The 24,564-nt window shown below is 35.4% G+C and carries 28 protein-coding genes and 1 pseudogene; 7 read left to right on the top strand and 22 right to left on the bottom strand.

The window, feature by feature from the left end:
• Window positions 1-143 precede the first annotated feature (143 nt).
• From A5482_RS15375 to A5482_RS15345, 7 genes are all read right to left on the bottom strand, one after another.
• Window positions 144-395, bottom strand: a complete 252-nt coding sequence (locus tag A5482_RS15375; RefSeq protein WP_069790985.1) for a hypothetical protein — start codon at window positions 393-395, stop codon at window positions 144-146.
• A gap of 9 nt (window positions 396-404) precedes the next feature.
• On the bottom strand, window positions 405-1,712 hold the full coding sequence (locus tag A5482_RS15370) for a restriction endonuclease subunit S (RefSeq protein WP_069790984.1): 1,308 nt from the start codon (window positions 1,710-1,712) through the stop codon (window positions 405-407).
• A gap of 2 nt (window positions 1,713-1,714) precedes the next feature.
• Window positions 1,715-2,089, bottom strand: a complete 375-nt coding sequence (locus A5482_RS15365) for a PIN domain-containing protein (protein ID WP_201150066.1) — start codon at window positions 2,087-2,089, stop codon at window positions 1,715-1,717.
• Window positions 2,076-2,306 (bottom strand): hypothetical protein, encoded by a 231-nt coding sequence (locus tag A5482_RS15360; protein WP_069790982.1) that lies wholly within the window; start codon window positions 2,304-2,306, stop codon window positions 2,076-2,078. The genes A5482_RS15365 and A5482_RS15360 overlap by 14 nt, the downstream gene beginning before the upstream one ends.
• Window positions 2,307-2,461: 155 nt before the next feature.
• A complete protein-coding gene (locus tag A5482_RS15355; protein ID WP_255365545.1) occupies window positions 2,462-2,755 on the bottom strand; it encodes a HepT-like ribonuclease domain-containing protein in 294 nt (97 codons plus the stop codon).
• A 47-nt stretch (window positions 2,756-2,802) separates the two neighbouring features.
• Window positions 2,803-3,102, bottom strand: coding sequence for a nucleotidyltransferase family protein (locus A5482_RS15350; protein WP_069790981.1), 300 nt, complete (start codon window positions 3,100-3,102; stop codon window positions 2,803-2,805).
• A gap of 84 nt (window positions 3,103-3,186) precedes the next feature.
• On the bottom strand, window positions 3,187-3,405 hold the full coding sequence (locus A5482_RS15345) for a DUF433 domain-containing protein (RefSeq protein WP_069790980.1): 219 nt from the start codon (window positions 3,403-3,405) through the stop codon (window positions 3,187-3,189).
• 146 nt (window positions 3,406-3,551) lie between these two features.
• Between A5482_RS15345 and A5482_RS15340 the strand changes: the two genes are divergently transcribed.
• Window positions 3,552-3,875, top strand: coding sequence for a hypothetical protein (locus A5482_RS15340; RefSeq protein WP_069790979.1), 324 nt, complete (start codon window positions 3,552-3,554; stop codon window positions 3,873-3,875).
• Window positions 3,875-4,330, top strand: coding sequence for a type II toxin-antitoxin system YhaV family toxin (locus tag A5482_RS15335; protein WP_069790978.1), 456 nt, complete (start codon window positions 3,875-3,877; stop codon window positions 4,328-4,330). Before A5482_RS15340 ends, A5482_RS15335 begins: the two co-directional genes overlap by 1 nt.
• Before the next feature lie 6 nt (window positions 4,331-4,336).
• Here A5482_RS15335 and A5482_RS15330 read toward each other — a convergent pair whose 3' ends face one another.
• From A5482_RS15330 to A5482_RS15305, 6 genes and pseudogenes are all read right to left on the bottom strand, one after another.
• Window positions 4,337-4,795 carry a type II toxin-antitoxin system PemK/MazF family toxin gene (locus tag A5482_RS15330; RefSeq protein WP_083260433.1) on the bottom strand — a complete coding sequence of 153 codons (459 nt, stop codon included), beginning with the start codon at window positions 4,793-4,795 and terminating at the stop codon, window positions 4,337-4,339.
• Between the two features lie 82 nt (window positions 4,796-4,877).
• Window positions 4,878-5,111: pseudogene (locus tag A5482_RS15325) on the bottom strand (type I restriction-modification system subunit M N-terminal domain-containing protein); the annotation flags it as partial.
• A gap of 94 nt (window positions 5,112-5,205) precedes the next feature.
• Entirely contained in the window at window positions 5,206-5,478 is a 273-nt protein-coding gene (locus A5482_RS15320; protein WP_069790976.1) for a small RNA NsiR4-regulated ssr1528 family protein, read from the bottom strand.
• 655 nt (window positions 5,479-6,133) lie between these two features.
• Entirely contained in the window at window positions 6,134-6,349 is a 216-nt protein-coding gene (locus A5482_RS15315; RefSeq protein ID WP_069790975.1) for a CopG family ribbon-helix-helix protein, read from the bottom strand.
• Window positions 6,350-6,353: 4 nt separating this feature from the next.
• On the bottom strand, window positions 6,354-6,776 hold the full coding sequence (locus A5482_RS15310) for a putative toxin-antitoxin system toxin component, PIN family (protein ID WP_069790974.1): 423 nt from the start codon (window positions 6,774-6,776) through the stop codon (window positions 6,354-6,356).
• Between the two features lie 513 nt (window positions 6,777-7,289).
• Window positions 7,290-7,595: a hypothetical protein gene (locus A5482_RS15305; protein ID WP_069790973.1), complete on the bottom strand. Its 306-nt coding sequence runs from the start codon at window positions 7,593-7,595 to the stop codon at window positions 7,290-7,292.
• Window positions 7,596-8,040: 445 nt separating this feature from the next.
• Here A5482_RS15305 and A5482_RS15300 point away from each other — a divergent pair, with 445 nt between their 5' ends.
• The gene (locus A5482_RS15300; protein WP_446684865.1) at window positions 8,041-10,572 is read left to right on the top strand and encodes a DUF3987 domain-containing protein; all 2,532 of its coding nucleotides are present in this window, start codon (window positions 8,041-8,043) and stop codon (window positions 10,570-10,572) included.
• 824 nt (window positions 10,573-11,396) lie between these two features.
• Here the strand turns inward: A5482_RS15300 and A5482_RS15295 are convergent.
• The 7 genes from A5482_RS15295 to A5482_RS15265 form a co-directional block, all read right to left on the bottom strand.
• Window positions 11,397-12,722, bottom strand: a complete 1,326-nt coding sequence (locus A5482_RS15295; protein ID WP_446684864.1) for a DUF2254 domain-containing protein — start codon at window positions 12,720-12,722, stop codon at window positions 11,397-11,399.
• Window positions 12,723-12,819: 97 nt separating this feature from the next.
• The gene (locus tag A5482_RS15290) at window positions 12,820-13,392 is read right to left on the bottom strand and encodes a tyrosine-protein phosphatase (RefSeq protein WP_446684863.1); all 573 of its coding nucleotides are present in this window, start codon (window positions 13,390-13,392) and stop codon (window positions 12,820-12,822) included.
• 257 nt (window positions 13,393-13,649) lie between these two features.
• Window positions 13,650-13,880 (bottom strand): hypothetical protein, encoded by a 231-nt coding sequence (locus tag A5482_RS15285; protein ID WP_071891728.1) that lies wholly within the window; start codon window positions 13,878-13,880, stop codon window positions 13,650-13,652.
• 218 nt (window positions 13,881-14,098) lie between these two features.
• Window positions 14,099-14,548 carry a hypothetical protein gene (locus A5482_RS15280; protein WP_069791542.1) on the bottom strand — a complete coding sequence of 150 codons (450 nt, stop codon included), beginning with the start codon at window positions 14,546-14,548 and terminating at the stop codon, window positions 14,099-14,101.
• Window positions 14,549-14,609: 61 nt separating this feature from the next.
• The gene (locus A5482_RS15275; RefSeq protein WP_446684862.1) at window positions 14,610-15,788 is read right to left on the bottom strand and encodes a relaxase/mobilization nuclease domain-containing protein; all 1,179 of its coding nucleotides are present in this window, start codon (window positions 15,786-15,788) and stop codon (window positions 14,610-14,612) included.
• Window positions 15,779-15,904 carry a hypothetical protein gene (locus tag A5482_RS15270; RefSeq protein WP_446684861.1) on the bottom strand — a complete coding sequence of 42 codons (126 nt, stop codon included), beginning with the start codon at window positions 15,902-15,904 and terminating at the stop codon, window positions 15,779-15,781. Before A5482_RS15270 ends, A5482_RS15275 begins: the two co-directional genes overlap by 10 nt.
• Before the next feature lie 168 nt (window positions 15,905-16,072).
• Window positions 16,073-17,380: an NF041680 family putative transposase gene (locus A5482_RS15265; protein WP_446684748.1), complete on the bottom strand. Its 1,308-nt coding sequence runs from the start codon at window positions 17,378-17,380 to the stop codon at window positions 16,073-16,075.
• 894 nt (window positions 17,381-18,274) lie between these two features.
• Here A5482_RS15265 and A5482_RS15260 point away from each other — a divergent pair.
• Both A5482_RS15260 and A5482_RS15255 read left to right on the top strand, forming a co-directional pair.
• Window positions 18,275-19,027, top strand: a complete 753-nt coding sequence (locus A5482_RS15260; RefSeq protein WP_069791707.1) for a hypothetical protein — start codon at window positions 18,275-18,277, stop codon at window positions 19,025-19,027.
• Window positions 19,028-19,335: 308 nt separating this feature from the next.
• Window positions 19,336-20,643, top strand: coding sequence for an NF041680 family putative transposase (locus A5482_RS15255; RefSeq protein ID WP_446684867.1), 1,308 nt, complete (start codon window positions 19,336-19,338; stop codon window positions 20,641-20,643).
• A 410-nt stretch (window positions 20,644-21,053) separates the two neighbouring features.
• On the opposite strand, the gene A5482_RS15250 is transcribed toward A5482_RS15255, so the two are convergent.
• Together A5482_RS15250 and A5482_RS15245 are read right to left on the bottom strand one after the other, a co-directional pair.
• Window positions 21,054-22,697 (bottom strand): ParB/RepB/Spo0J family partition protein, encoded by a 1,644-nt coding sequence (locus A5482_RS15250; RefSeq protein ID WP_446684866.1) that lies wholly within the window; start codon window positions 22,695-22,697, stop codon window positions 21,054-21,056.
• Window positions 22,698-22,837: 140 nt separating this feature from the next.
• A complete protein-coding gene (locus A5482_RS15245) occupies window positions 22,838-23,134 on the bottom strand; it encodes an HNH endonuclease (RefSeq protein WP_069790999.1) in 297 nt (98 codons plus the stop codon).
• A 170-nt stretch (window positions 23,135-23,304) separates the two neighbouring features.
• Here A5482_RS15245 and A5482_RS15240 point away from each other — a divergent pair, with 170 nt between their 5' ends.
• Window positions 23,305-24,171, top strand: a complete 867-nt coding sequence (locus tag A5482_RS15240; protein WP_069790998.1) for a ParA family protein — start codon at window positions 23,305-23,307, stop codon at window positions 24,169-24,171.
• A complete protein-coding gene (locus tag A5482_RS15235) occupies window positions 24,155-24,562 on the top strand; it encodes a hypothetical protein (protein ID WP_069790997.1) in 408 nt (135 codons plus the stop codon). Before A5482_RS15240 ends, A5482_RS15235 begins: the two co-directional genes overlap by 17 nt.
• Window positions 24,563-24,564 lie beyond the last annotated feature (2 nt).

Below are 24,564 nucleotides of genomic sequence, written 5' to 3'. Positions count from 1 at the left end.
GTTTGAGTAGCATTTGTACAAGAAACCCCGATAAGAACTGTACCAATTAAACCCTCTAAAAATTATCACCCTCAAACGCTTGAAATCTCGTAGTAGATTTCTGTACCAAATAGACCTTAGTTTAATTAATACAGTGATCATGTCTAAAAAGTAGGTTCTTGAAACTTAGACAGAGAGAGAACTTTAGCCTTAGCGTGGTTTTCTGTACGGTTGCTACTCAAGCCCCATTGACTATAAATTACTTCTTCCCCAAATTCTTTGAATAACTCTTTGGGACTATAAACTATAGTATGAACTTGTTGTTCTTCAATACCATCATTAGATGAAAAATCTCTCCAATAATCAATAAAATAACGTATTTTTATGTTAATATTTTGTGATAAATTTTGACTCATTTTTTTATTTTATACTTTAATTTTACCTGTCACGGCTTCGGCGATTAAGATTTGTTTAAACTCTTTTAGTTTCTCTATCTGCCGTAAGGTTTTTTCTTTTAATTCTTCTATTTCTGCTGTCTTTTGCTCTAAGTATTTGACTATTTTTTCTTGTTCTTCAATAGGGGGAAGAATTAATAATTGTTCTTTTATATTTTCAGCATGAATATTTTTATTAGCTCCTCCATGTAAAGTGCTAATTAAAGTATTTTTGAAATAATAAGAAGAAAAAGCGAATTTTAAAAATTCAAAATTATTGATTTTGGAAAAACGAAAACAAATTAAATAAGAAGCAAATATAGCTCTTTCAACTTTTGTAACAAGACCGAATCTGCCTATTGTGCCACTTCTAGCAAATAGAAAATCCCCATTTTGTACTTGAAATCTTGCCTCATCAGATAATGAAATTTTAACAAATGGCATTTTTTCAAAAGATATATTACCAGAGTCTTCTATATCAGTAATTCTAATTAGTTTTACACCTTCATTTATATATTCATCAGTCGTATAAAAACCTTGTTTATGAGACGATGTAAGATGCTTAACTTTTTTAACTTCCCAATGAGCTGGAATATCGCCAAGCCAATCAACACCGCTATCTTGCATGGCTGCGTTAGGGTTTAAGCCTTTGGTGACGGTTTGGTTAATAACGATCGCCCTTTGTTCGTCTAACAGTTCAATTAATCTTTGTTTAAGGGCGATCGCACTCTCTACCTCGTCACACTTCCTATCTAAAAATTTTACTATCTTTTCTTGCTCTTCGATCGGGGGAAAAGAAATATTAAAATTATTCAATGTTCCTGTAGTCAGTTGATTAATCGTTGAAGTTAGAAAAAGACCTGACTGACTCTTAAAAATATTAGAATTAAATACATAATATAGAAAAGGATTAAAATTACTCCTAAAAACAGTAGTAAAAGCTCCAAAAGATAATCCTACTGAATTATCTTCTATGAGTGCATTTTTACCTATTAATTCTCTACTTCCATTCCTTGAACAGATTAAAATATCATGTCTTTTGGTAATTAAATGTTGAGGTATTTTTGATTTCACAAAAACATTACTTTTAAAGCATATTTTTCCATTTTGTATATTTGACGATCTTAAAACAAGTGTACCGTTATTTTCATCAGTTAAATCTCTTGGTGCATAAGTTAATCCAATAATAGCAGTGCCAATATATTTTAACTTTTTCACTTCCCAATGTGATGGAATTTGCCCCAACCAATCAACCCCAGAATCTTTATAACAGTCATATTTAGGTAAACTAAGCATCATAATTAGATATTTTTTTTAATATATTTGTCCAATTTTTTATCAAAAGTAAAAACAATTTCCGAATCAACTTGAGAATAAGCCCATAAAAGACAATCCACAAAATCAAACCTTGTTTCCTTATAACAATCCAAAGCCTTGAGTAATAATTCAGGCTTCTCCAGAAAAACCAACTCTTCCTCAACTAATCCCTTTAATACTTCTTGAATTTTATCCCTCTCCACCTCATAGACTTTTTGCAAAACAAAAACTACCTCACAAGCCACAGCAATAGGTAAAGTAACCCGATTATTTTCTAAAATATCTGCCGCCTTAGTGGATAATTCCTCATGGTCATCGAGAACATAACGAAGGATAATATTAGCATCAACGATGGTCATATTTTTCCTCCGTAGCATTTTCCCACGCCTTTGACTCCAAAATAATTAACTCTGGTTTAGCATACATTTTTAAAGAGCCTTTTAAACTATTTTTTCTAACTTGAGAATGTTCTTTTTTCATAACAATAATTTCTACCTCTTGCCCTGAAAATTCCAAAGGTAAACTTAATATAACTTGACCGTTTTTAACTGTTTTTACCGTGCGTATAACTTCCATTGTTATCCTAATTATATTTTAATGTGAGCTTCAATATTATTACTTCTTAACTTGCCAATGTGCTGGAATGTCCCCCAACCAATCAACCCCAGAATCTTTATAACAGTCGTATTTAGATAAACTAAGCATCATAAATTAAGCCTCAATAAAATAACTTATTTAACATTCCAATATTTTTGCGTCATCTCTGTAATCGCTTCATTTAAAAGAGGTAAAAAAAGCTCAATAACCTCCCAAACAATTTCAATATCAATACCTAAATATTCATGAGCTAAACGATTTCTAAAACCAGTAATTTCCCCCCAAGAAATTTCCTTAAACTCCCGTTTCCATTCATCAGGTAACTTTTTAATAGACTTCGCCATAACTTCCAAATTACGAATAACCGCATCTTGGGTTTTCAAATCCTTTAAAAAAAATTCCTTTCCTTTCTTAGTATAATCGTCAATTCAGGCTAAACAATCCCTAATATGAATTAAATAAACTTGATTGGTTTTCATAATAAAACCGCTTCTTTTAAAATTTTATCGCGCAAAAAATAATGTAAAGATTTTTCTGTTACCACATCTACTTTTTTCCCTAAATAACTCTCTAAATCATTAATTAAACCCACAGGAAACCAAGGAGTAATTCTGTTTAAATCATAATCAATTAAAAAATCAATATCACTATTTTCTTTTTCTTCACCCCTAGCTACAGAACCAAAAATTCTCACATTATAAGCACCATATTTATCAGCAATCTTGATAATGTTTTCCCGATATTCAGATAGTAAAATATCTCGTAACTTTTTCATAATAATCAAATATATAATTCTGATTGAATTTCTTTGATAATCTTTAAAAACGACTCGGTAATTGAGCATCAATTAAAAACTTCATTATTTAATTAAAGATATAGTTTTTACTTGCGTTAATTTAGTAGCAAAAGATAAAACCGCCAAAATATCTTCTAGTTCTAAATCTTCATAATCAAGTAAAATTTCCTCTGTAGTCATCCCGGCGCTTAATAGCTCTAAAATCATTTCTACAGGATAGCGTAAACCTCTGATACAAGGTTTGCCATGACATATATTTGGGTCAATCTTAATACGTTCCATTACTTTTTTTTGATGTGTTGATATTTTAGTTTAACCTAAGATTTATATAACTCATTTAGCTCCTAATAAAGATATTAATCCCAATGGCTATACTTTTTCCTTTAGTTATGTTATAACAAAATATAATAACACTATTTATCGTAGTCATGAAACAAAAAATATACACCATAAACCCTGCGAAAATAGGCAATCAACAAGGTTTTCGCCTTCCCAGTGCCTTTTATAAAGAAAATCCTCAATTTGCCGAAGCCCCAGGAGAAATAGAAGTATTAAACGACGATACATTATTAGTGCGGATTAACCCCCAAAATAACAACGAGGAGGAGGAAGAAGAAACATTAATGATGAGTCTTTTTCTTGACTTTTTAAGTAAAGATGCCCTAAAAAATCCTGAACAACTCAAGCCCTATACCCAAAAAATGAGCGATGAAATAGATAATTTATTAACGGGTGTTGACATAGAAGAATAATGAAGCCCATACAAATAAATGGATATTTAATTTACTTTCATCCTGTTTTTTATCAACAATGGTTAGAGTTAGTAAATAGAGTTAAATATCTTAAGCAAAAGTTAGAACCAGAAAACTTCATTACCCATCCAGAAGTTAAACTATTAAAAGCATTAGATCAAGGGATAAAAGATAAAATACCAAACGATCCTTTTGCCTCTTATTTCGCCCTCAAAAAACCCTTACAAAAATATAGCCGTATCAAAAAAATGGGTTTACCATCAAGGTATAGGCTATTTTTCCGAGTATTTAAAGAAGCAAATACAATTATTATTTTGTGGCTAGGGTTTCCTCGTAAAGAAGGAGATAAAAAAGATTGCTATAAGGTATTTTCTAAGATGGTTACTAATGGTAATTTTCCCGAAGAGATGAGCAGTTTTTTAGACTTGGTTAACAACTCAGAAAATGATAATTAAGTACATCTAATTATCTAATTGTTCCATTAAATTTTCTAACGTTTCGTGCTTTTGAGATTCTGGTAAAAAATCAAAAACCTTTTTCACCAACTCAGGAGAAGTATTATCCCTCAACCAATCATCTGAGAGAGTTTCACTAATGCCTAACAAATAAATTAAACGCTCCTCAATTCTTCTCTTATCCTTCGCAGATAGAGTACCCATTTTTTGCAACCAATCACCACTACTATCTTTAAAGCAATTACCATCAATAGTAGTAATTTGATGAATTAAAGCATAAGATTTATAAGTTAAACCATTTTGAGACGTATTCTTAATATCATAAGTAGTAGGAAGAAGCTCATAAGCCTTTGGAGTATCTTTTTGAGAAGTCAAAGGAATAGCTGTAAATACAGGATACTTGTTTAAATCGTCAAGAAATTCATTACTTGTCCAAATTATATAAGGATGAAAACCTCGAAAAATCTTGCTAGGATTAATAGTCTCATGACAACCTATGGTTGGACAATTTATTTCATCAGGTTGTCCTAAATCATGAAAGTGTTTATGCCTCTCTCAAACCTTCTGCTTCTAAATCAACTAAGCCCACATCCTCCCGCTGAAACCTTACTTCTTCCATTACTTTGTCTTTAGTTTCTTCCAAAAGGCAATCTAACCTTCTTAAGACAAACATGGGTAGGATTACATCTCTATATTTTCCCCGCACAAATACATCTCGTAAACAGTCATCGGCGATCGACCAAATGAACGAGACTAATTTGTTGTGGGTACTTATATCCATTATTGTTAACTATTTTGATTCTGATTAGTGCTACTGATAATTAACACTATCAGATTTCGTTCTTAGAAAACGTTAGAGTTGTTGTGACGTTTAACTACTTAGTGTAATAAAAAGCAATTTCTTTCTCTTTCAAAGGAGCAAAGTCACTATCAATAAGCATTTGATTTAGTTCTTCTTGGGAAATATGTTTTGCTCCAATGCGCACTATTCTTGAGCGCATGGTATTGCTAACTCCACTACGTTGTCTTTGTCCTTCTAAACCCATGACTTTATTATATAAATGTAGTTTAGCTTCAGGAATAGGACTACCATCTAAATCTATTCCAAGCTCAATTGCTTTATCTACGGCATCTGCACCAGTTTGCATTTTATTTACAAGAATTTAAACTTTTTAACGAACTTTATCATAACCTGAGTTTGACATCAAAGGGGTAAAGCTAGGGAAGCGGAAAGAAGCGTGGCAACTCGCTTATTCGGGAAGCAGGAGAGATTACCAAGACAGCGGATAATACCCTACTTCCTTAGTTTAAGAATCAAAATAGCGCTGCGCTAATCAATAATGATGCTCTCAAACCTTTAGCCAGAAAGACAATCAGAGTGGTGCGTTAATTAGGGGTAAACATAGGGTTATTATGCGCTAATCCAAAAGTATCTAGGTCAAAGACAGATTATATATATTTTACAGGTGATGCGCTAAATGGGGTAAAGCCGAGATACGCGCGAAATCGGACATTGATATTAAGTTTTGTTAACAAGAATAGAATTTAGTATAGAGAAACATTGCCGAAAAAATATCATTTTAGGGCGGAAACATAGGCAAAGTATAATAGATAAAAGTACGATATTTAGAGAGTTAGAACCATGTTTATTTCAACCACTTAACTTCTGTTTTCGGCAAAGTCAAATTTCTACTCTCCGTCAGTCAAAAAAAAATCAAAACCAGAAAGGGAATATTCGTCTTGATGAAATCAAACGCAAATATCCTCTAAGCAATTATCGGTACTTAAACTTCTAATCTCCAATTAAAAACTAGCGTCTAACTTGTCTAATAAAGCCAACCCTTGTTGAATATCACCTTTACTTGCCATAACTTGAAAACGATTAAAAGTATCAAATTCAGCAATAGCTTTAGTAGAAAATTCTTCCATTAATTTATTAACACTAATCCCCCTAGTTTGTGCCAACTGTTTCAATCTTTCATGTTTATCATCAGGAAGTCGAATCGTTAAAGTTGCCATCACATTATACCTCTAAAAAATATTCTGGTTGAATAATTTGTAACTGAGGAAACAGTAATTCTGCACCTCGAAAATCTTTAATATTATTAGTTATAATAAACTGAGCATTACCAGCCAAAGCTAACTCTATTAAATAATTATCAGCTTCATCTTTAAGATTAGGTCGCCATAAATAGTAAATTGAGGTCCAGCGACAAACACTCATAAAGGAAGCTAATAAAATTTCTATTTCAGCTAAATTTAAAGGGGACTTTTTGATAATCTCATCTCTATTAATTAAAGATTCATATTCAGCAAATAAACTATTACCCATTAAAGGTAAATAGTTACCCTCTAAACATCCCCTAATAACCCCTCTGGATGCCCCAGATTTACTAATAACAGCACTAATAAAAATATTTGTATCAACTACTATCTTAACAGTCATAAGCAAATGATAGCATATATGGTGTCACTTGTTCCTTACGTTCAACCTGCAATAAGGGGTAAAGCTAGGGAATCTGTAATAACTATGCAAACTCACTGAAACTGAATCAGAGCAAATGTTTTAACTTATTCTGCGTACTTTAATCGTTACAAAACTTAACACCAATGTCCGATTTCGCACGTATCTCGGCTTTACCCCTAAATGATTCTCTTTGTTATATGCCATAGGTTAGCTTACCATTAATACTGACTTGAGTTTAGACTAAATCTAATTTTAAACGCTGAAACCCTTATATGACGTATGTTTTATATTTTTTACATTAAACGGATAAGAATAGTCAAAATTCTTGCTGTATAAGGATCATAGCTTCTTACAGTTCAAATTAGTCTAAAGTACAGTACTGATGTAAGTATTGATAATGAGTTGATAGCGGTTAAGGTATTCTCAAGCCATATTCCACGATCTAATTAATCAATTGTTACAATAGACTTTTGTTCCTGTTTTAATCAATTGTTACAATAAATTGTATTGGTCAGATAAAGCCTTGAGATCCTTGACCAATTGTGATGCGGAGTTGCTTTTATAGCCTTTTTCCATATCATTAATCTTCACCATCAGCTTCATCAATTGTTCCCGTAAATCGCTTGAAACAATTGAATCAGAGGAAGTATTGACCCCATCATCTAATTCATGTGCATAGTCTAATACTTGTTTCTCAAATGCCGCAGGTATTCTAATTAATTTGGTATTAGTATCTTTCCACTTTGACTTAAACCCTGGCTTGAGGTTTGCTAAGGACTTAGGATTATACTTTTTCATACTAATATTTTAGACTTTTTATACTAAGAATATTATACCATTACATATTCTATTGTTACAATAGGTTATTTCAATTGTAACAATAGACTTACAGGTTAATAACAAAGTAATGATGAAATTTACATAAAAGGAACAATACTCTGATTATTATTAATTTCTAATCAAATATCAATTACAGTATTTCCTATTAATTAATGATAATTTTAAGATGCCTCCAGCCATTGTCATACCATGAATACTGAATTTATTATCAGGTTAAAAGCAATGATTATTATGAAAACTGAGGGTTTTGATGTAAACGTTTACTCTAAAAAAAGAGAGCCTATAACTCTCTCAAAAAATAAATACAAAAAAAGGTGATTTTAGAGGGATCACCAACCCTTTTTTCTGTATAATTATTAATAAGCGGTCCAACGCTCATCAAACAAATCTCATTAATAACATTATGACATATGATAAAGCCTTTAGAATAGGGGAGCATCTTGACCTATTCACTCCTACAACCACAAAGGGTAAGTATATTTGCCCTATTTGTGGCGGTGATGATTTTTCAATATCCAAGGATGGACAAAAATACAATTGCTATAACTCAGGGGGTGAATGCAATAAAGAGATTTTCAAATGGGTTGGTGAACGCAAAGGGTTATCTATCCACAAGGCGAAAAAGGAGGATATTAAAACCTACTCGCCTCCGAAAGATCCAATTGTTATAGCCACTACCGTTGACTATAAATCCCCTGTGACAGAGATGATAGCCGAGTATGAAAATGAAGCATCACTAAAAAAGTATGCCATGTGGTTAAACTACCCGGGGGGAAACAAGGTAAAAAGAGTATTAACCACTAAAAGAAAGGATGGCAGGGAGAAAAGGGAAAAGAACTTTTACGGTTATGAAAAGGGTAATGACAAGTCAAAGATTACAACGATTTGGGAACCGTACCACCTTGAATTATTCTCCCAAGCCACGGGTAAGTGGATATTAGATCTTGAAGGGGAAAAGGCTTGTGATCATGCTTTACATAGGGGTTTAATTAGCACTTGTATATTGGGAAGTAAAGCCACAGACATAGACCACATAATAAGACTCTGTGAACGGATTAAGCAATATCAGATTAAAGGCATAATCTACATTACGGATAATGATAAAGAAGGATTAGACAAGGCAATCAAGACGAGGGAAATTGTAGCATCTCAGGGCATACCCTTCATCATTCTACCCATCACCTATTTATATCCCGAAGTACCAGAACATGGTGACTTTGAAGAATACTCAAACCATACTAAGTTAAGCCCTGAAGCCATTAAAACCAACATTGAATTGACTGTGGGGGCTAACCTAGAAGAGCTATTAAATATAGACAATTCAATTGTAACAGTAGATATTAGAGAAAAACTTGATAGAGCTATTGAGAAGCCATCACCTATAGAAGTGACTAGGCAGAGTCAACTACTATTAAATCGTTTATTAGGAGATGAGTTTACAGAAGATGAAAGAGAACTTCAAATAACTACTTTTTCCCAAGAGCATAGGGTAAATACTAACGACCTAAGAAAAACTTTAGATCTCATGCGTAAAAGGAAACAAGATCAAGAGTATATCACTACTATTGATTTTGATAACCTAATCAATCTACCCAAAACTCCATTGGACTTATATTACATACTGGGAGAGAAAATAGGTGAAGAAATTTATACACAAGCTAAGTATCTTTATACAAACCCTGACGCTATTTTTGTGGCATTATTACCAGCAATAGCTACTCTGATAGGCAATAGGCAAAAGGTATTAGTATCTGAAAGCACAGGGTTTAAAGTAAAGCCTATTCTCAGAGTCATGATTGTGGGTGATAGTGGTACAGGAAAAAGTAACATCCTAAATGCTAGTACATGGGCATTACAGGAAAGGGATAGACAACTGATGAACACGTATCTACATCTGGTAGATATATGGTTTAAAAAACCTAAAGAAGAAAGAGACGATGATGACAAACCCGTTAAGTTGCAATATGTTTTTAAGAATGTTAACTTTGATGGACTTTATAAGAATTTAGAAATAAATGGTGGCACTGGACTGATACTCAGAGATGAGTTAAAGGGGTATCTTAAGATGACTCAAAGTGACAGCGGTTATGGTGATTACCCAGCCCAAGACTTAGAATTATTTGAAGGTAAACCGATTAACAAGGAAAGACAAACATCTGAATACTGTTACTATATCCCTGACCCCGTTGTTAATATCCTAGGTACAGTACAGTGGAAAGTATTAGAAGATGTATTTAACCATCGTGATGATGAAAACGGTACATCGGCACGATGGATAATATGGTGTGGTGAACTGCCAGAGTATCTCCCACCTAAAAGAGATAAAGATAAGTCATGGTTTATATTCTTGAATAAATTATTAGATGCCGTAACAAGTACAGACATAGAGGAAGAATTACAAATTGATGATGATGCCTATGATTATTTAGTTAACTGGTACACAACTAAAATCAAGCCTTTGATAAAACAATACAATGCACCTCAAATTAAAAGTAAGTGTACAAAAAGCATAACTGAAGCCATTAAATTAGCCCAAACATTACACCCTATCCAATATCATTTTAGAGGTAGTCTTATATCTTCTCAAAAAGGAGAGTCTACTAAATTGGTAGAGGTTAAGAGTAATTCTATTGTTAAGGAGGAAATGATAATAGCTTGTCACGTCAGTGAGCATCTATTAGGTCATTTTATTTATGGTCATACCATTACTCAAGACTCTCTTATTGAGGGTGTAGTAGCTAAAATTTTAGCCAAAATAAAAGCTAAAAATGAATTAACTGTTTCTGAATGCTACAGATCACTCGGTGGGACAAAACAAAAGATTAGTAGAGATAGAATTGGGGACATCTTCAAACAACTAATAGACCTAGGACTCGTCAAACAAATTGATTCACACAAAGGCTTAAAAGTAAAAATAAACACTGATAAAGATTAAGCCACAAAAGGGAGTAATCTTTTTACTCCTTTTCTTACTCCCTTTCACCAAAACCCTTGTAACCTTTATCACCAGAAACTTACAGGGGTTTCTTTTTTTTGTGTAAAAAAACCTACTCCTTTTCTTACTCCCTATTCTAATCTATACAGGGTAATAGTTTCACTAACTTTTAACCCCAAAAGGAGTAAAAGGAGTAAACTCCCATAAAATTAGATATATTTTTATCTTTGAACCTGTTAGTTATTATTTATACAATATCAATTTTTTATAAGATTTACTTATAACGCAAATTTTGACTAAAGCCTTTACTCCTTTTCTTACTGTACTTACTAAATATATATAGTTATAGAGATATAAATATTAGTTAAAACTCTTTCTATGTATAGATTTCAATAAAAAGGAGTAAAAAAGGAGTAATAAAAATAAACAATTAATCTATATATGCATTTCAGCAATTTTGAAAAGGAGTAATGCAAGGAGTAATAAGGAGTAAAAGGATAACAGAACTAGGGTTTCTTAACTCACCCTTTTTTGACCATTCAGAATTAAAATAACATTGCAAAAATTAAATAGAAACTATAATGTCTAATTCGATCAGACAAGTAGCAAAGATTCAGTTATCTTATATTTTGCTGAGTTTTAACACTGCTCATGGGGGCGATTGCACTTGACCGCCCCCTTTAACATTTAAGAGGGGTTGAGCCGAGATACTTGTAAAATGGTGCAATAAATATAAGTCAAAACCTTTACTATAATATAGTTTCAGCTAAGATTACCCCTCGTGACAGCTTCACTAGTTTTTTCCCATAAAGTTTCTATACCAGTCAAAGTCGCAACTCTATTGCTTTGATGGCTGCTAGATATTGCTCTTCAACATCTCTACGGTCTAATTCTTCTGGGATTCCCTCGTGGCTGCCACGTTCGATCATACTAGCATGACGCAATAGTGTAGCACGGTCTGCTTTATTGTGAGTATGGGGAGCAATAACAGCGATGGCATCTAGTAATCGTATCGTGACTGCCACACTTGTTGTCCCATACTGTCGAATTTGGTTAAAAGCCGCATCAGTCATGTCCGCGAATGTTATGGGTTCGGCAATAACGCGAAGCTTGTCATTGTTATCATAACGGTAGGGAGAAGGAATCTCTCTTTGTGCTAAATGACACAAGGATGCACTAAGTTGATCAATGCAACGAATGGCAGTAAACGGATCGTTAATTCCAGGTGAAAGGGCTCGTACTGCAATCTCAACAAGCTGATTTATTGAAAATTCCAAATCTTGTTGCTTTGTGCGTTGTAAACCCAAAACGAAAGCATCATTGATATTTTTTGTAAGCGTCTTGTTAACTCGTTCTCTACCGAAAACCAGTACAAGCTCATTACCCTGAACAATAAAATTGCCAGGACAATTCTGAACCCTTAACAGTAGGTTATTCTCTGTAGCAATCTGCATAAGTTGGTCATCGTTAACAGCTTGAATATAACCGCTATTTGTGGCTTTAATGGGGTAAACATCACGCTCAAAATTAGCTGGAATATCCAGCGGCAGCTCCTTCGAGACACCTCGTCCTATTTTGTGGGGAAAAAGCCGATCAGTCGCATCATCTAACTCACGACCAACTACTGTAATAACCTGATCCACTTGAATAGAAGAGGCTGAATGGTGAATAAAATAAATCAGTACGCCGATACTAGCGAGAGCAAGTACGAGTCCCCACGTTACTGCTAGATGGGGGACAAACTCCTTTTCGTCAACGCCATTAATGGTTCGCAGCACCAACAAGCTATAAACAAAGGTAGAAATGAACGTTCCGAGTACAATCTGATTGCCCGTATCCTGCATGAAGTTACGCAACAATCGAGGGCCAAACTGCGAAGAGGCAAGCTGAAGCGCAACAATGGTAATTGAAAAAGCAGTGGTAGCAACAGTAACCATTGAACCGGCAATGGTAGAAAGAATGGCACGGGAACCATTTGGACCAACAGAATAAACCCACCCAAATTGTCCAGTAAGATCCGTTTTTAACCTTTGATCGAGCTGAATGGTTAGAAACGAAAGTGCCATGGCTAATACAACCATTAGAGTCGGCACAAACCAAAAACTAGAATGTAGCAAATCCCAAAGTTTACCGAATTTAGTTTGTTTCATCTATTGTAGTATTGCCTAATTTAGTCCCATTCTGATTATAGGCAAAATGAGCTAAATTAACTTCTATCTAAGGTTTACAAATTGTTTTGCCCTAGCTTTACCCCAACAGTGAGGTTCTAATCGGGGGAGGAGATTCAAGAAACATTTGTTCAAAATCACTTGGGTCAACGTCTAATTCACTCCATTCGTAGTCATGAAGTTGATACACAAGTTTTTCCATTTCTTTTTCTTTAAGTTTCCCTTCGCTCAACTTATATTCTTCTAAAATGACACTTTCGGGAACTTTTAAAATTGATAAAATAGAGGCTATTATGACACCTGTTCGATCTTTTCCAAACGCACAATGAATCAAGAGCGGCAATTTAAAGGACTTTTGATTTATTGTCTTCAAGATTTTACCAGTCCAAAGCCTAGTTTTTTTGTTTTGCCACTGGTAGACATCAACCTCATCTGCTTTTGGAAAATCGTATTGATTTACTCCTTCAATCTTTTTGTCTTTTTGCTTCCTTAAATTTATAATTGATTTTGGGCAACCAACTTTTTTGAGGTCTTCAACGAAGTCTATTTTTCCACTTCTTAACAACAACCCTTCTTTGATCAAGTTGTTTTCCACTATAAGATTTACATATTCTCCGACATCTCTAAAGTTCTCATCGTCCATTTGTCTCATAAAAAGAAGAAACACTAAAAAAAACATCCTTAGACCTGCAACTCAAGTTTCACTATAGAACAAAACCACCAATCGGCAGGTATTTAGTATCTCCATTTTAACTGGATTCCAATAGTTTTTAAAAACCCGCTGCGAATTTAGCCGGATAAAAGCTCATGAAGGGGTTGAGCCGAGATAAGAGCAAAGAAGTGCAAGATAAGCTAAGTAAATTAGTTTCAGCTCAGATTGCTCTTGGTGACAGCTTCGCTAGTTTTCCCTTAAAGGCGAGAATAAATTAATCGTTTTCCACTTTTCTTGTGGATTCTTGTCCTAACCTGCTTAGTGCGGATTAATCCTTTTATATAAGTATTAATCATGGAGATGGGGCGATTTACCTTCTCACTCAACTCCATGGCGGTACATCCTTGGGGACACTCTCTGATTATTTCCACTAATCTCTCACTCATGGTCTGACCGCCACGGGCTTGGATAAAAACTAGATTGTACATTTCCTCACACATCTTAAAAAAATCTTAAGATATTATAAAGGAACGTTACATCGGGAGCGTGTAGGAAGTGCAGTTTTTTGTGCCACCAGATAAAGGTCAACGGGTTAATATCATATAACTCTCGTGTCTTATCACCATAGGTGATGAGCAAAAAACAAGATACGTAACGCTCCTCCCCACAAGTGCTTTATAGATTGGGATTACGGTGTGCTCGTCTTTTAAACTTTCAAAATCGGTCTTGGAACTAGACGGATTTCTGTGGGTCGTCTCATCTCATTGGTGAAGATAAAAGATTTAACTGATTTGACAAACTTTTTCTTCCTGTAAATCTCTGCATACTTTACGGCTTGTTCTTTCACCTTCTGCCTTTTCTTGGTTCTCCGACTAGATGCTGTTCCTCCCGTGCTGTGCAAGTCGAGATATTTCACTTCTACCACTGCAAAATTACCGTTACCATCGGTGAATACTAAATCGCCCATGCCTTCGTCTGATTTGTCGGCTATTACTTCCCACTCATCCTCTACAACATAAGGATACATTGGCATTAAAGTTTTGCTACTCATTATCAATTCTGATTTTAAGAGAAATTCTTTATTTTCATCCCATGTCCGACTCAAGTGATAATCACTAATGGTTTTATTACGGTAGCGGATTTCACTTTGCTCCATTCTTAATCTTCCTCATCTCTTCTTGGTACTACTCAAACTATCATGTCTTAAAGTGCGCTCGTTACCTTCCTCGTCTTCTGCTAGGGGGCGCTGTTTGTGTGCCAACAGTAGCCAACTTTTCTTGAATCTCCTGCTGTTTTCTTACTGCTTCCTCCTTCAATACCCTATCTTTTTCCATCTTCTCTAGGTTCTCCCTCGTTGTTCTCATCTTCTCGCTAAAGTCATTGAAGGTATCCTCGGTGAATTTAAAGTTACTCAGTATCCATGGCATTGTCGGTGCAGGTTTTACCCATTTCACCTTTTCCTCTGGGTTATCAATCTTCGTGATAATTAAACTTTTCTTATTCCTCTGCACCTCGTAATGTTTACCCTTGAAGTTCTCAACCTGTTCTTCTTTTAATATCCGTTCCAAGGTATCCCTATGGGTTTCTAATTCTGCCCTAATAGTTTCATTTTCCACGTCTAACCTTGGCGGTGGGCTTTGATACTTTTCTATTCCCCTCTGTTGCAATACCTTGCTCATTCCTTGTAGGGTATATTTCGCCCCGAGGGTATTACCCTTATAATGCTTATCCTTATAACCATATACAATGCCATTATTCTTGCTGTAAACGTTTACACTTTGTTCCCTCAACATCTCCTTGAGGTCATCAAAGTTACTACATTCTTCTCTGCACCTATCTAAGATTTTCCGTAGGTTTTTAAGGGCGATCGCTCCCTGTGGGCTTGATAATCCATGGTAGTCTTCCAGCATTCTCAGCACTTGTTCTGACTTGCGATAATCCCAATAGCTAGAGACACAACTTCCATCATGTCTTACTCTACCTGCCACTATATGAATATGTTTATTCTCAGTGTCATCATGTCTCACTACTAGATAGGGTACTGCCAACGATTTATCCCCAAACATCTTATCTTTATCTTTTATCCTCTCCTCCTTCTCTAACTGTTCCAAGTCAGGTTGTTCTTCTCCAAACCCCATCCCATATAAATAATCATGGGCGATCGCCTTTAGCTTCTTATCATCTACTTCATCTTCTGGGGGAAATGAGATAGTAGCGTGGTAAACCTTAAATCTAACTTTCTGGTTTAACCTACAACATAATTCAAACTTCTTATTAAGTGCGCTCGGAGTCTTACCCGACAAGTTACTCTCTAAGATTTCTTTCTCATCCTTATCTAATACATAAGAAATACAATCATAAAACTCTTTCCCTTTTACTTGTTTTGCTACTGGCATATCAAAATTGCTCTCTCTACTTCATCTAACGCTTCTGCAAATTCTCTCAACTTTCTCTGATGTTCGGAAGGTATCACCTCTAGTAGTTCCTCTATCTGATTTCTCGCATCTCCCATCTTCAATAATGCCTTCACTACTTCCTTCTTTGGTGTTCTCGGTATTCTTTCATATAGCACTGACCTAAATAACTGTAGTTTAGACTAAGAAAAAATTGTAAGAGAATAAGTAAGCTAACAAAGATTAGCTCAAAAACGCTATAAATGAATTTAATAATGGCTTAAAAGTTATTTTTTTGGTCTTTTTTTAGTCTTAGATAAACGCTTTTTAACCGTAGGATAAACTTTAGCTTTGTTTCTTTTTCGACCTTTAGGCCAGCCATGGGATTTTCCCCGACTTTTAGGAGAAAGGGTAGGACTTCCAATGTCCATCAATAATGAAGTCATAGACAGAGCCACTCTTCCGGGGGTTAAATTCTGTTGAGGTTTTTGCCATGGCAGATGATATTCTTTGACTAAATCCTTGGATAACCATAACTGCCAAGTAATATTGACAATTAAATTGCTCCACCTTTGACAACTCTCAGGGGTGCGAAAATGGGGTAACGTCCAATGTAATCTTTGCTTGGCGAAACGATACCAGTGGTCCACACCAAATCGTCGGCTGTATTGAATCCAAATATTGGAAGAAGATAAAAATTGCTCTCCCACCCAGATTAACCACAGTGGGCGATGTAAAGCACCAGTTTTTTTCTGCTTCAATCGTTCAATTTTAAACAGGGTTAGCTTTTGTGAAGGGGCATTGTAGAAATGAAGTTCTTTCCATTTACTCATCCGTATTGTTCCTAGGGATGAGTCTTCCATTTCTAATATTTCATGGGCATGGGGAAAATGGTCACATTGATTTAATTTCAACTTTGCCCCATGTTTTTTCGGTCTGCCTCTACCGCTATAGGCTGGAGGATTACCATAAAGACATAGATTAGAACGTACTCTAATCAACTTACTGATTTCAATATCTGCGGTTTGCTTAATAAATTTGCCATTGCCATACTCACAATCCAACACCACCAATTTCGGTTTATTTTCTGGCAATTTTCTACACACTTGCCTTAGTTGCCATGTTGCTTTACCCAGAGGATTTTCAAAGGATGTGATTCTTTCATGTCTTAAAGGTAATGCCCAACTTCCTTTCTCATTCAATGGTGGTAACCAAGCGATGGTGCTATATCCTTGTCCTATGACCGATGAATTGATGGATGACGAAGAATATTGATAACCTCTATCTTTCATGGTGGGACTATCTTCAAACTTCCACTGAGTATGATCTATACCTAGTAATGTATATTCTAAGGTGTCTATTTCTTGAATATATCGTTTCATCAATTTGTTGCTGTTCGGACGACAATCTTTTATGGCTTCATAGGTACTACACCATTGCCGATGGAAAAAAGGTGATAAAGAAAAATCTGCCAAACTACGAGCATTTTCCGTGGTCATAACACTATCCATCAATTGAAAAGTGGCATCTTTACCTTTGACTAACATTTCATAGGTGTCATGACGGAAATTTTCCAGTCTGCTATATTTGTTCATAGAGAGAAGATTTTATTTTTGCTTATTTATATTTTCTCTCTATTTTTCTTTTATGTCTTGTCCTTCCTTGCTCCACTTTCCATTTAGTCTAAACTACAGAAATAATGCCGATACACTTATTTTCATTTCTTCACTAAGGGCGATCGCTTTCTCTCTTTCTTCCTCATCCAATACTATTGCGCACCTCATTATTTTGTTCATGCCCGAACCCTCTTAAATTTGCTCTAAAAACTGCCCTTTTTTATGGATTTTAATTTCAATCCATAACAATTAACCCTATTTTACTCCTAAACAATTGAATCCTAGCCTAAAAAAATTTACTTAGCGAAAAATGGCTGGTTTAAACGGGTTTGCGTGGTTACAGCCGTTCTGGGGAGAAATGGGGGTGTTAGTGGGTTTGAAAATGATTTAGGATAGAGTAAATTGTACTTGATTAGGGGCTAACATGGTAAAAAAAACAAAAAATTGTGAAAAAAATTGGTCAAAAAATGAAAAAAACCCTGAAATTAGACCCTAAATGGGGCTAAAAAGCTATGGTACAAAAATAGTATAAAAGATAAAGAAAAAAAATGGTAACAAAGAAAAAAGAAACGCTGTTGTTGGCGTTAGACTTCGGGGGAAGTGCCACAAAAATAATCGGTGGAGTATCACCCAAAACTATTTAATAACTCCTCAACTAAAATTAAATGACTCTCAGTCCGTGGTGAGATAGTTAACTCTACAAGACTTTACACCTAACTGATTTTATAAATATCTTCTCAACTAAAATAATGTACTCACTGAATGCCTACCGTAGATTTCTTATGGGGGATTTTAAAGAATCAATCTTAATGGCACGATTATTACACAGGCAAGTGTATCTTGAAGAACAGCGTATCTTGAAGAACATGGACTATGGCAAATAAGAATCAGTTAAGGAATATCGGCTATCTTGATTTTGAGTTTACCCGTGAAGGAAATGGGCAGTTTAGACCGACTGAGTTGGGTTTAGCTTGGTGGGGAGATCAATATCTTTGTTTCAGATCTTTGACGTTTGCTCCTAATATCAAACTTCAAGAAGTACGAGCAAACATTCTGAAGACTATATCACCCTTTAAAAAAATGAAAACTCTTGTTTTTTGGGATAAAACACATGATAAACAAATTCTTAATGATTGTGGTTTAAATCTCTCAAACTATAGTCTGATTGACTTACAAGATGAACTTGGTAAAGTTGCCTTAAAAGATATTAGTGAACAATTTAACGTCAATTCTGAGACTATACTTCAATATCTTCCTCCCCATGTAAGAAATAAAATAAAGCTATCTATTCATAGTGCCATTGGGGATGCCTTGCGGATTGCTCTACTTCATAAACTATTTATTGAAAACCCATCAATTAAGACAACGACTACCACTACTAAGAATAAAACTACTGCCACAACTAAAGTCAAGAATGATAACAAGGCAAAAAACATTAGTCAAAATGCTCAACTATTTCAATATCTTGAAACCCTAGACCTCTCGGTATTATTGATTCAAAAGCGTGTTTCCCAGAAAACGGCATTAACATTGTGGAAGTCCACGGTTCTTGATAACCCTCACTTAAATATCCCCTACGACTCCTTTCTCTTTATCCTCAAGGCGCACCTTCTCTCTCTGATTTAATTCTTAGATAGGGAGCGTGGAGGAGGGAAGTCTTTTAGCCATGCGGTTTGTGGTATCTAGGGGATGCTAATTTGTCGTTATCACCATCATGGATGGTGTTGAAAGACGAAAGGACGCAACGCTCCACCCCCACGACAATTTATGATTGGGGTGTTTTTCTCAAAAACGTGCTACACCTTTCAACAATTCATGTTAGAAATAGTATCTAACTGTAGTTTAGACTAAATGTAGAGAGGAATGAGAAAAGAAAAGACATAAAAGAAAAATAGAGAGAAAATATAAATAAGCAAAAATAAAATCTTCTCTCTATGAACAAATATAGCAGACTGGAAAATTTCCGTCATGACACCTATGAAATGTTAGTCAAAGGTAAAGATGCCACTTTTCAATTGATGGATAGTGTTATGACCACGGAAAATGCTCGTAGTTTGGCAGATTTTTCTTTATCACCTTTTTTCCATCGGCAATGGTGTAGTACCTATGAAGCCATAAAAGATTGTCGTCCGAACAGCAACAAATTGATGAAACGATATATTCAAGAAATAGACACCTTAGAATATACATTACTAGGTATAGATCATACTCAGTGGAAGTTTGAAGATAGTCCCACCATGAAAGATAGAGGTTATCAATATTCTTCGTCATCCATCAATTCATCGGTCATAGGACAAGGATATAGCACCATCGCTTGGTTACCACCATTGAATGAGAAAGGAAGTTGGGCATTACCTTTAAGACATGAAAGAATCACATCCTTTGAAAATCCTCTGGGTAAAGCAACATGGCAACTAAGGCAAGTGTGTAGAAAATTGCCAGAAAATAAACCGAAATTGGTGGTGTTGGATTGTGAGTATGGCAATGGCAAATTTATTAAGCAAACCGCAGATATTGAAATCAGTAAGTTGATTAGAGTACGTTCTAATCTATGTCTTTATGGTAATCCTCCAGCCTATAGCGGTAGAGGCAGACCGAAAAAACATGGGGCAAAGTTGAAATTAAATCAATGTGACCATTTTCCCCATGCCCATGAAATATTAGAAATGGAAGACTCATCCCTAGGAACAATACGGATGAGTAAATGGAAAGAACTTCATTTCTACAATGCCCCTTCACAAAAGCTAACCCTGTTTAAAATTGAACGATTGAAGCAGAAAAAAACTGGTGCTTTACATCGCCCACTGTGGTTAATCTGGGTGGGAGAGCAATTTTTATCTTCTTCCAATATTTGGATTCAATACAGCCGACGATTTGGTGTGGACCACTGGTATCGTTTCGCCAAGCAAAGATTACATTGGACGTTACCCCATTTTCGCACCCCTGAGAGTTGTCAAAGGTGGAGCAATTTAATTGTCAATATTACTTGGCAGTTATGGTTATCCAAGGATTTAGTCAAAGAATATCATCTGCCATGGCAAAAACCTCAACAGAATTTAACCCCCGGAAGAGTGGCTCTGTCTATGACTTCATTATTGATGGACATTGGAAGTCCTACCCTTTCTCCTAAAAGTCGAGGAAAATCCCATGGTTGGCCTAAAGGTCGAAAAAGAAATAAGGCTAAAGTCTATCCCATGGTTAAAAAGCGTTTATCCAAGACTAAAAAAAGACCAAAAAAATAACTTTTAAGCCATTATTAAATTCATTTATCTTCTTTTTGAGCTAATCTTTGTTAGCTTACTTATTCTCTTACAATTTTTTCTTAGTCTAAACTACAGATCTAACCCATATATATCAATAACTTCAGGGTTTATTTAGTTTTTGTCAGCTACAAACTAAAATCCTATAATCCTTACACTGCATAGATTAAAGGTCTGTTTTAACATGAAAATGTCAGAAGGTGTAGCGCGAATTAATCAAGGCGTTTAAGGATAATGGATACAGGAACTTTTCGAGCGTTTAAATCCATGATGCTATCAACTATTGCCACAGGAATATATTTAATTCTTAGCTTTTCATTAAAATAACAGGTAGCTTAATATACTAGAAAAAGGAACACACATAAGAGATCCGTGCGTTCCTTTTCGCTTTTCTATTCCTCCTCAATCAAAAGCATATTGATTTCCTTGATTAGCTTTTCTACCTTCTTCCACTTCTGAGGGTTTGACTTCCACAGTTTTGTTTTAGTCAATTCTTTAGCAGTGGTTTTGATTACACTCTCAATCGTTTTGCTTTCCTGTGGTTCAGGTTGCTGTTCAGGTTTAGTCATCTCAGAAATGAGAGTTTTTAAATCCCTCAGTGATAGCTTCTGTTCCACTGCTTCTTGGGTTAATTGTTCCCTCAACTCCTCATCCTTAATCTTACTAAGGGCGATCGCCTTGGTATATGCAATCTTTCCTTGTCTGAGAATCTCAAGAATATCAGCAGGAAGGTTCAGTAATGGTAGGCGATGAGTCACAAAGGACTGCCAATTTAACAATCCCAATGAGTCAAATATTGATTCAATTTTTTGGATCACAACGTTGTGATCTGATTTTTCCTTTAAGACATCACTACGGATTCGATAGAGCAAACTGACTATTTCCTCAACACCTAGATTTAACTGGATTGATAGTAATTCCAACACAGCTTCAGTTTCCTCTACAGGGTTTAAATCAACCCTTTGTAAGTTTTCAATGAGTGTGATGTGCTTGGATTTTTTATTGACAGGCTTAGGTTTAGGTACTGGTTTAACCCGAGGACAAGCATAAGGTATTACCTTCTGAATTTTGAGAGTATCTTCTTCCCTGCAACATAGTAGTTTATAAACGTAACCAATCCAGAGCTTTTTTTCTTGGATCCAATCTTCGGTATTGCTAAAAGTAAACTTAAATTCTGTAATAAACCCTGTTTGTCTAGCTTCTTTTCTAACCGTTCGGGCTGTAATAGAACGTTGAACTGTGAGATTTTTTTGTAATGTCCAAAGTCCAATAAATTCCCATCTTTCCCATCCTTGCTCATTAGTGGGCATATTGCCATCCCATCCCACAATCTGAAAGCTGACTAATTTAGTATCCTGCATTTTGGGATAACCCCGAAACCAATGTACCCCTAAAATATTAGGTTGCTTAAGAGCTAATGACTCAAGATAAGGATTGCTAAAAGTGGCTTCAAGGGCTAAACCATCGGGTAATATCAACTGGTAGCTACTCTCATCATCAATGGGGGGTACTAAGATACCTTGCACTTCTGAGATCGCTTGATGACATCCATTACCTGCAAGGATTTTATACCTTTTAGCAGGGGTTTTTTTCTTATTCTTACTCTTTTTCTTAGAAGTTTTAACATCGTTCTGACTAGAGGATTGGGGTTGTTTGGTGACTGGCTGAGTAAATAAATCCTGTTGCGTACTGGTAGTTTTCAGTTTTTCAGTAGTGTTGAAAGAGGTTATAGAACAAGCAATACTGCGCTTATTCTTCTTCCCGGAGGTTTTAACATCTTCCTGACTAGAGGATTTGGAGAAATCGGTAACTGGTTGGGTCAATAAATCTTGTTGTTTATTCGTAGTTTCAATGGGGGAAACAGAGATTTGAGAACAACAAATCTGACAAGGTTTAGCTCCTGTGGAGATTGCCTCTGAATAAGAACTCATTTTTTGCCACCCGTCAGTATCTGCCTTGAAGTGACGGCATTGGTTAGAGTGAATTTTATTGGTAGGTGAGATGTAATATATAAGCGTTTCTTCTTCTTCTCTCATGAGTTAATGATAAGGGCTGTAGTTAATAAAGTGTATATCTTCTCACGCATTTGAGGTAAACATAGGTAAGGGCTGTAAGCTATCACCACATAGGGAAAAAACTAGCGAAGCTGTCACCAATCTAGGCTAAAGTCTTTACCCTAAAAGTCTAAATCTAGGGATAACTGACCGATGCTGATATTCCCACGCTTTCTGGTGTGATAGCCCAGATGACAAGCCGTACAAAGGCAAACCAAGTTTTCTTCTCTGTTATCCTCTGGTTGATAATTAGAATGATGAACCACCATAGTTATTTTGGCACGGTCTGATTTACTAAGATGAGCCGTCTTATCCCCTGGTTTAATGCACTGCACACCGCATTTTTGACAACGCCATTTAACTTTCTCCTTTTGTTTAAAGGCTATCTCATTCCAGTTATCGGGATAACGACTATTCATCTTCGGACATAGTTTAGTTTAATACTTACTACTATTAAACTATAGCAATAATTGACTTTTATTCTAAAATACTTTATACGAAAAGCAATAAACTTTACTTGTTTTATAGTGCTATTGCACTATTGCACCATTGTAACTATAATCATTACTAAGTTTACAAATAACAACTAATGTATAAACAAGACTGTCCCTGTTTTGTACCTCTGGCATTGGCAGGAGGTCAAGGGAAATCTACGGTGGCATTAATGTTGGGCAGAATCTTAGCAAGGAAGGGATTACCTGTATTATTCATTGATGCTGACCCTCAAGCGAGTTTAACTGCTTTTTTAGAGGTTGAACCCCCTGATGACCACCCCACTCTCTTGGAGGTGATTACCAATGGAGAGGATAAAGTTCCTCTCTACAGTGCTATTCATCCTGTACCTAATGAGGATAATCTATTTATTATTCCCGCCACTGACCAGTTAGAGAATGCTAATCATTATTTAGCGGCTTCTGGTATGAGTCTTACTATTCTCAAACAAAGGATTTATCAAGTAGGGGTTAATATTGACCCTGAATATAAGATTACTCGTAACTTTGCCATGGTTATCATTGACCCACCCCCAGAGCGATCGCACTTAGCCCTAACATCCATGGGGGCAGGTACTTGTTGGGCAATTCCCGCAGAAGCTAATGTGAAGGGGGTACAATCCCTAGTGAGAACTTTAGACTTACTCAAAACTTATCAAGCACTATTGAGCAATAGTACTATGGTGGGAGTGATACCATTTCGAGCTAAATGGGTGGGGTTAAATCCCACTAAAACCACTAAGGAAAGTATTACGGTAATGGAGGAATTAGTGGGTAAAGAATTAATGCTTCCTAACCTCCTTGAAAGTGATATTTATAAACGAGCAATCAATGAGCAAGTATTACCAAGGGATATAGGAAAAGAAGACCTAGAATATCCCATCACTAGCTTACTCGACAAAATTCAACCCTATTTATCCCCAGATGTCACCTCAATCATAAATAACCATGAGCTTACTAGATAAAATCAAACAGGAAAGTAAAAATCCTAAAGTAAAAGTAACCCCTCGTGAAGATCAATTAATAAACGAGGGAAAATCCACTATAAATGAAGAAAAACCAGAAGAAGATATGATTAGTTCTCTAGAAAAAGAATTAGCAAATTTACCATCTATTGTTAATAAAAAGATGGGGGTAAGATTAGAAGAAGACATTTATAATGACATTCGCCAATTCTGCCAAGATAATGATATTACCCTAGAAACTCTGGTGGAAGCCTACTTCACTATCTGTCAAAATGACCCTGAGTTATTGGAAAAAGTAATTGCTAATGCTCAACATAGGGTTAAACAGAGAACTAAGGCTGGTAATATCAGGTCATTGCTTACTAAAACCCGCAATATCAGAGGACAATAACC

Source organism: Cyanobacterium sp. IPPAS B-1200 (assembly GCF_001747005.2).
GTDB lineage: Bacteria > Cyanobacteriota > Cyanobacteriia > Cyanobacteriales > Cyanobacteriaceae > Cyanobacterium.
The sequence above is the reverse complement of the archived record's forward strand: the minus strand, read 5'-3'. Positions and strand labels throughout refer to the sequence as shown.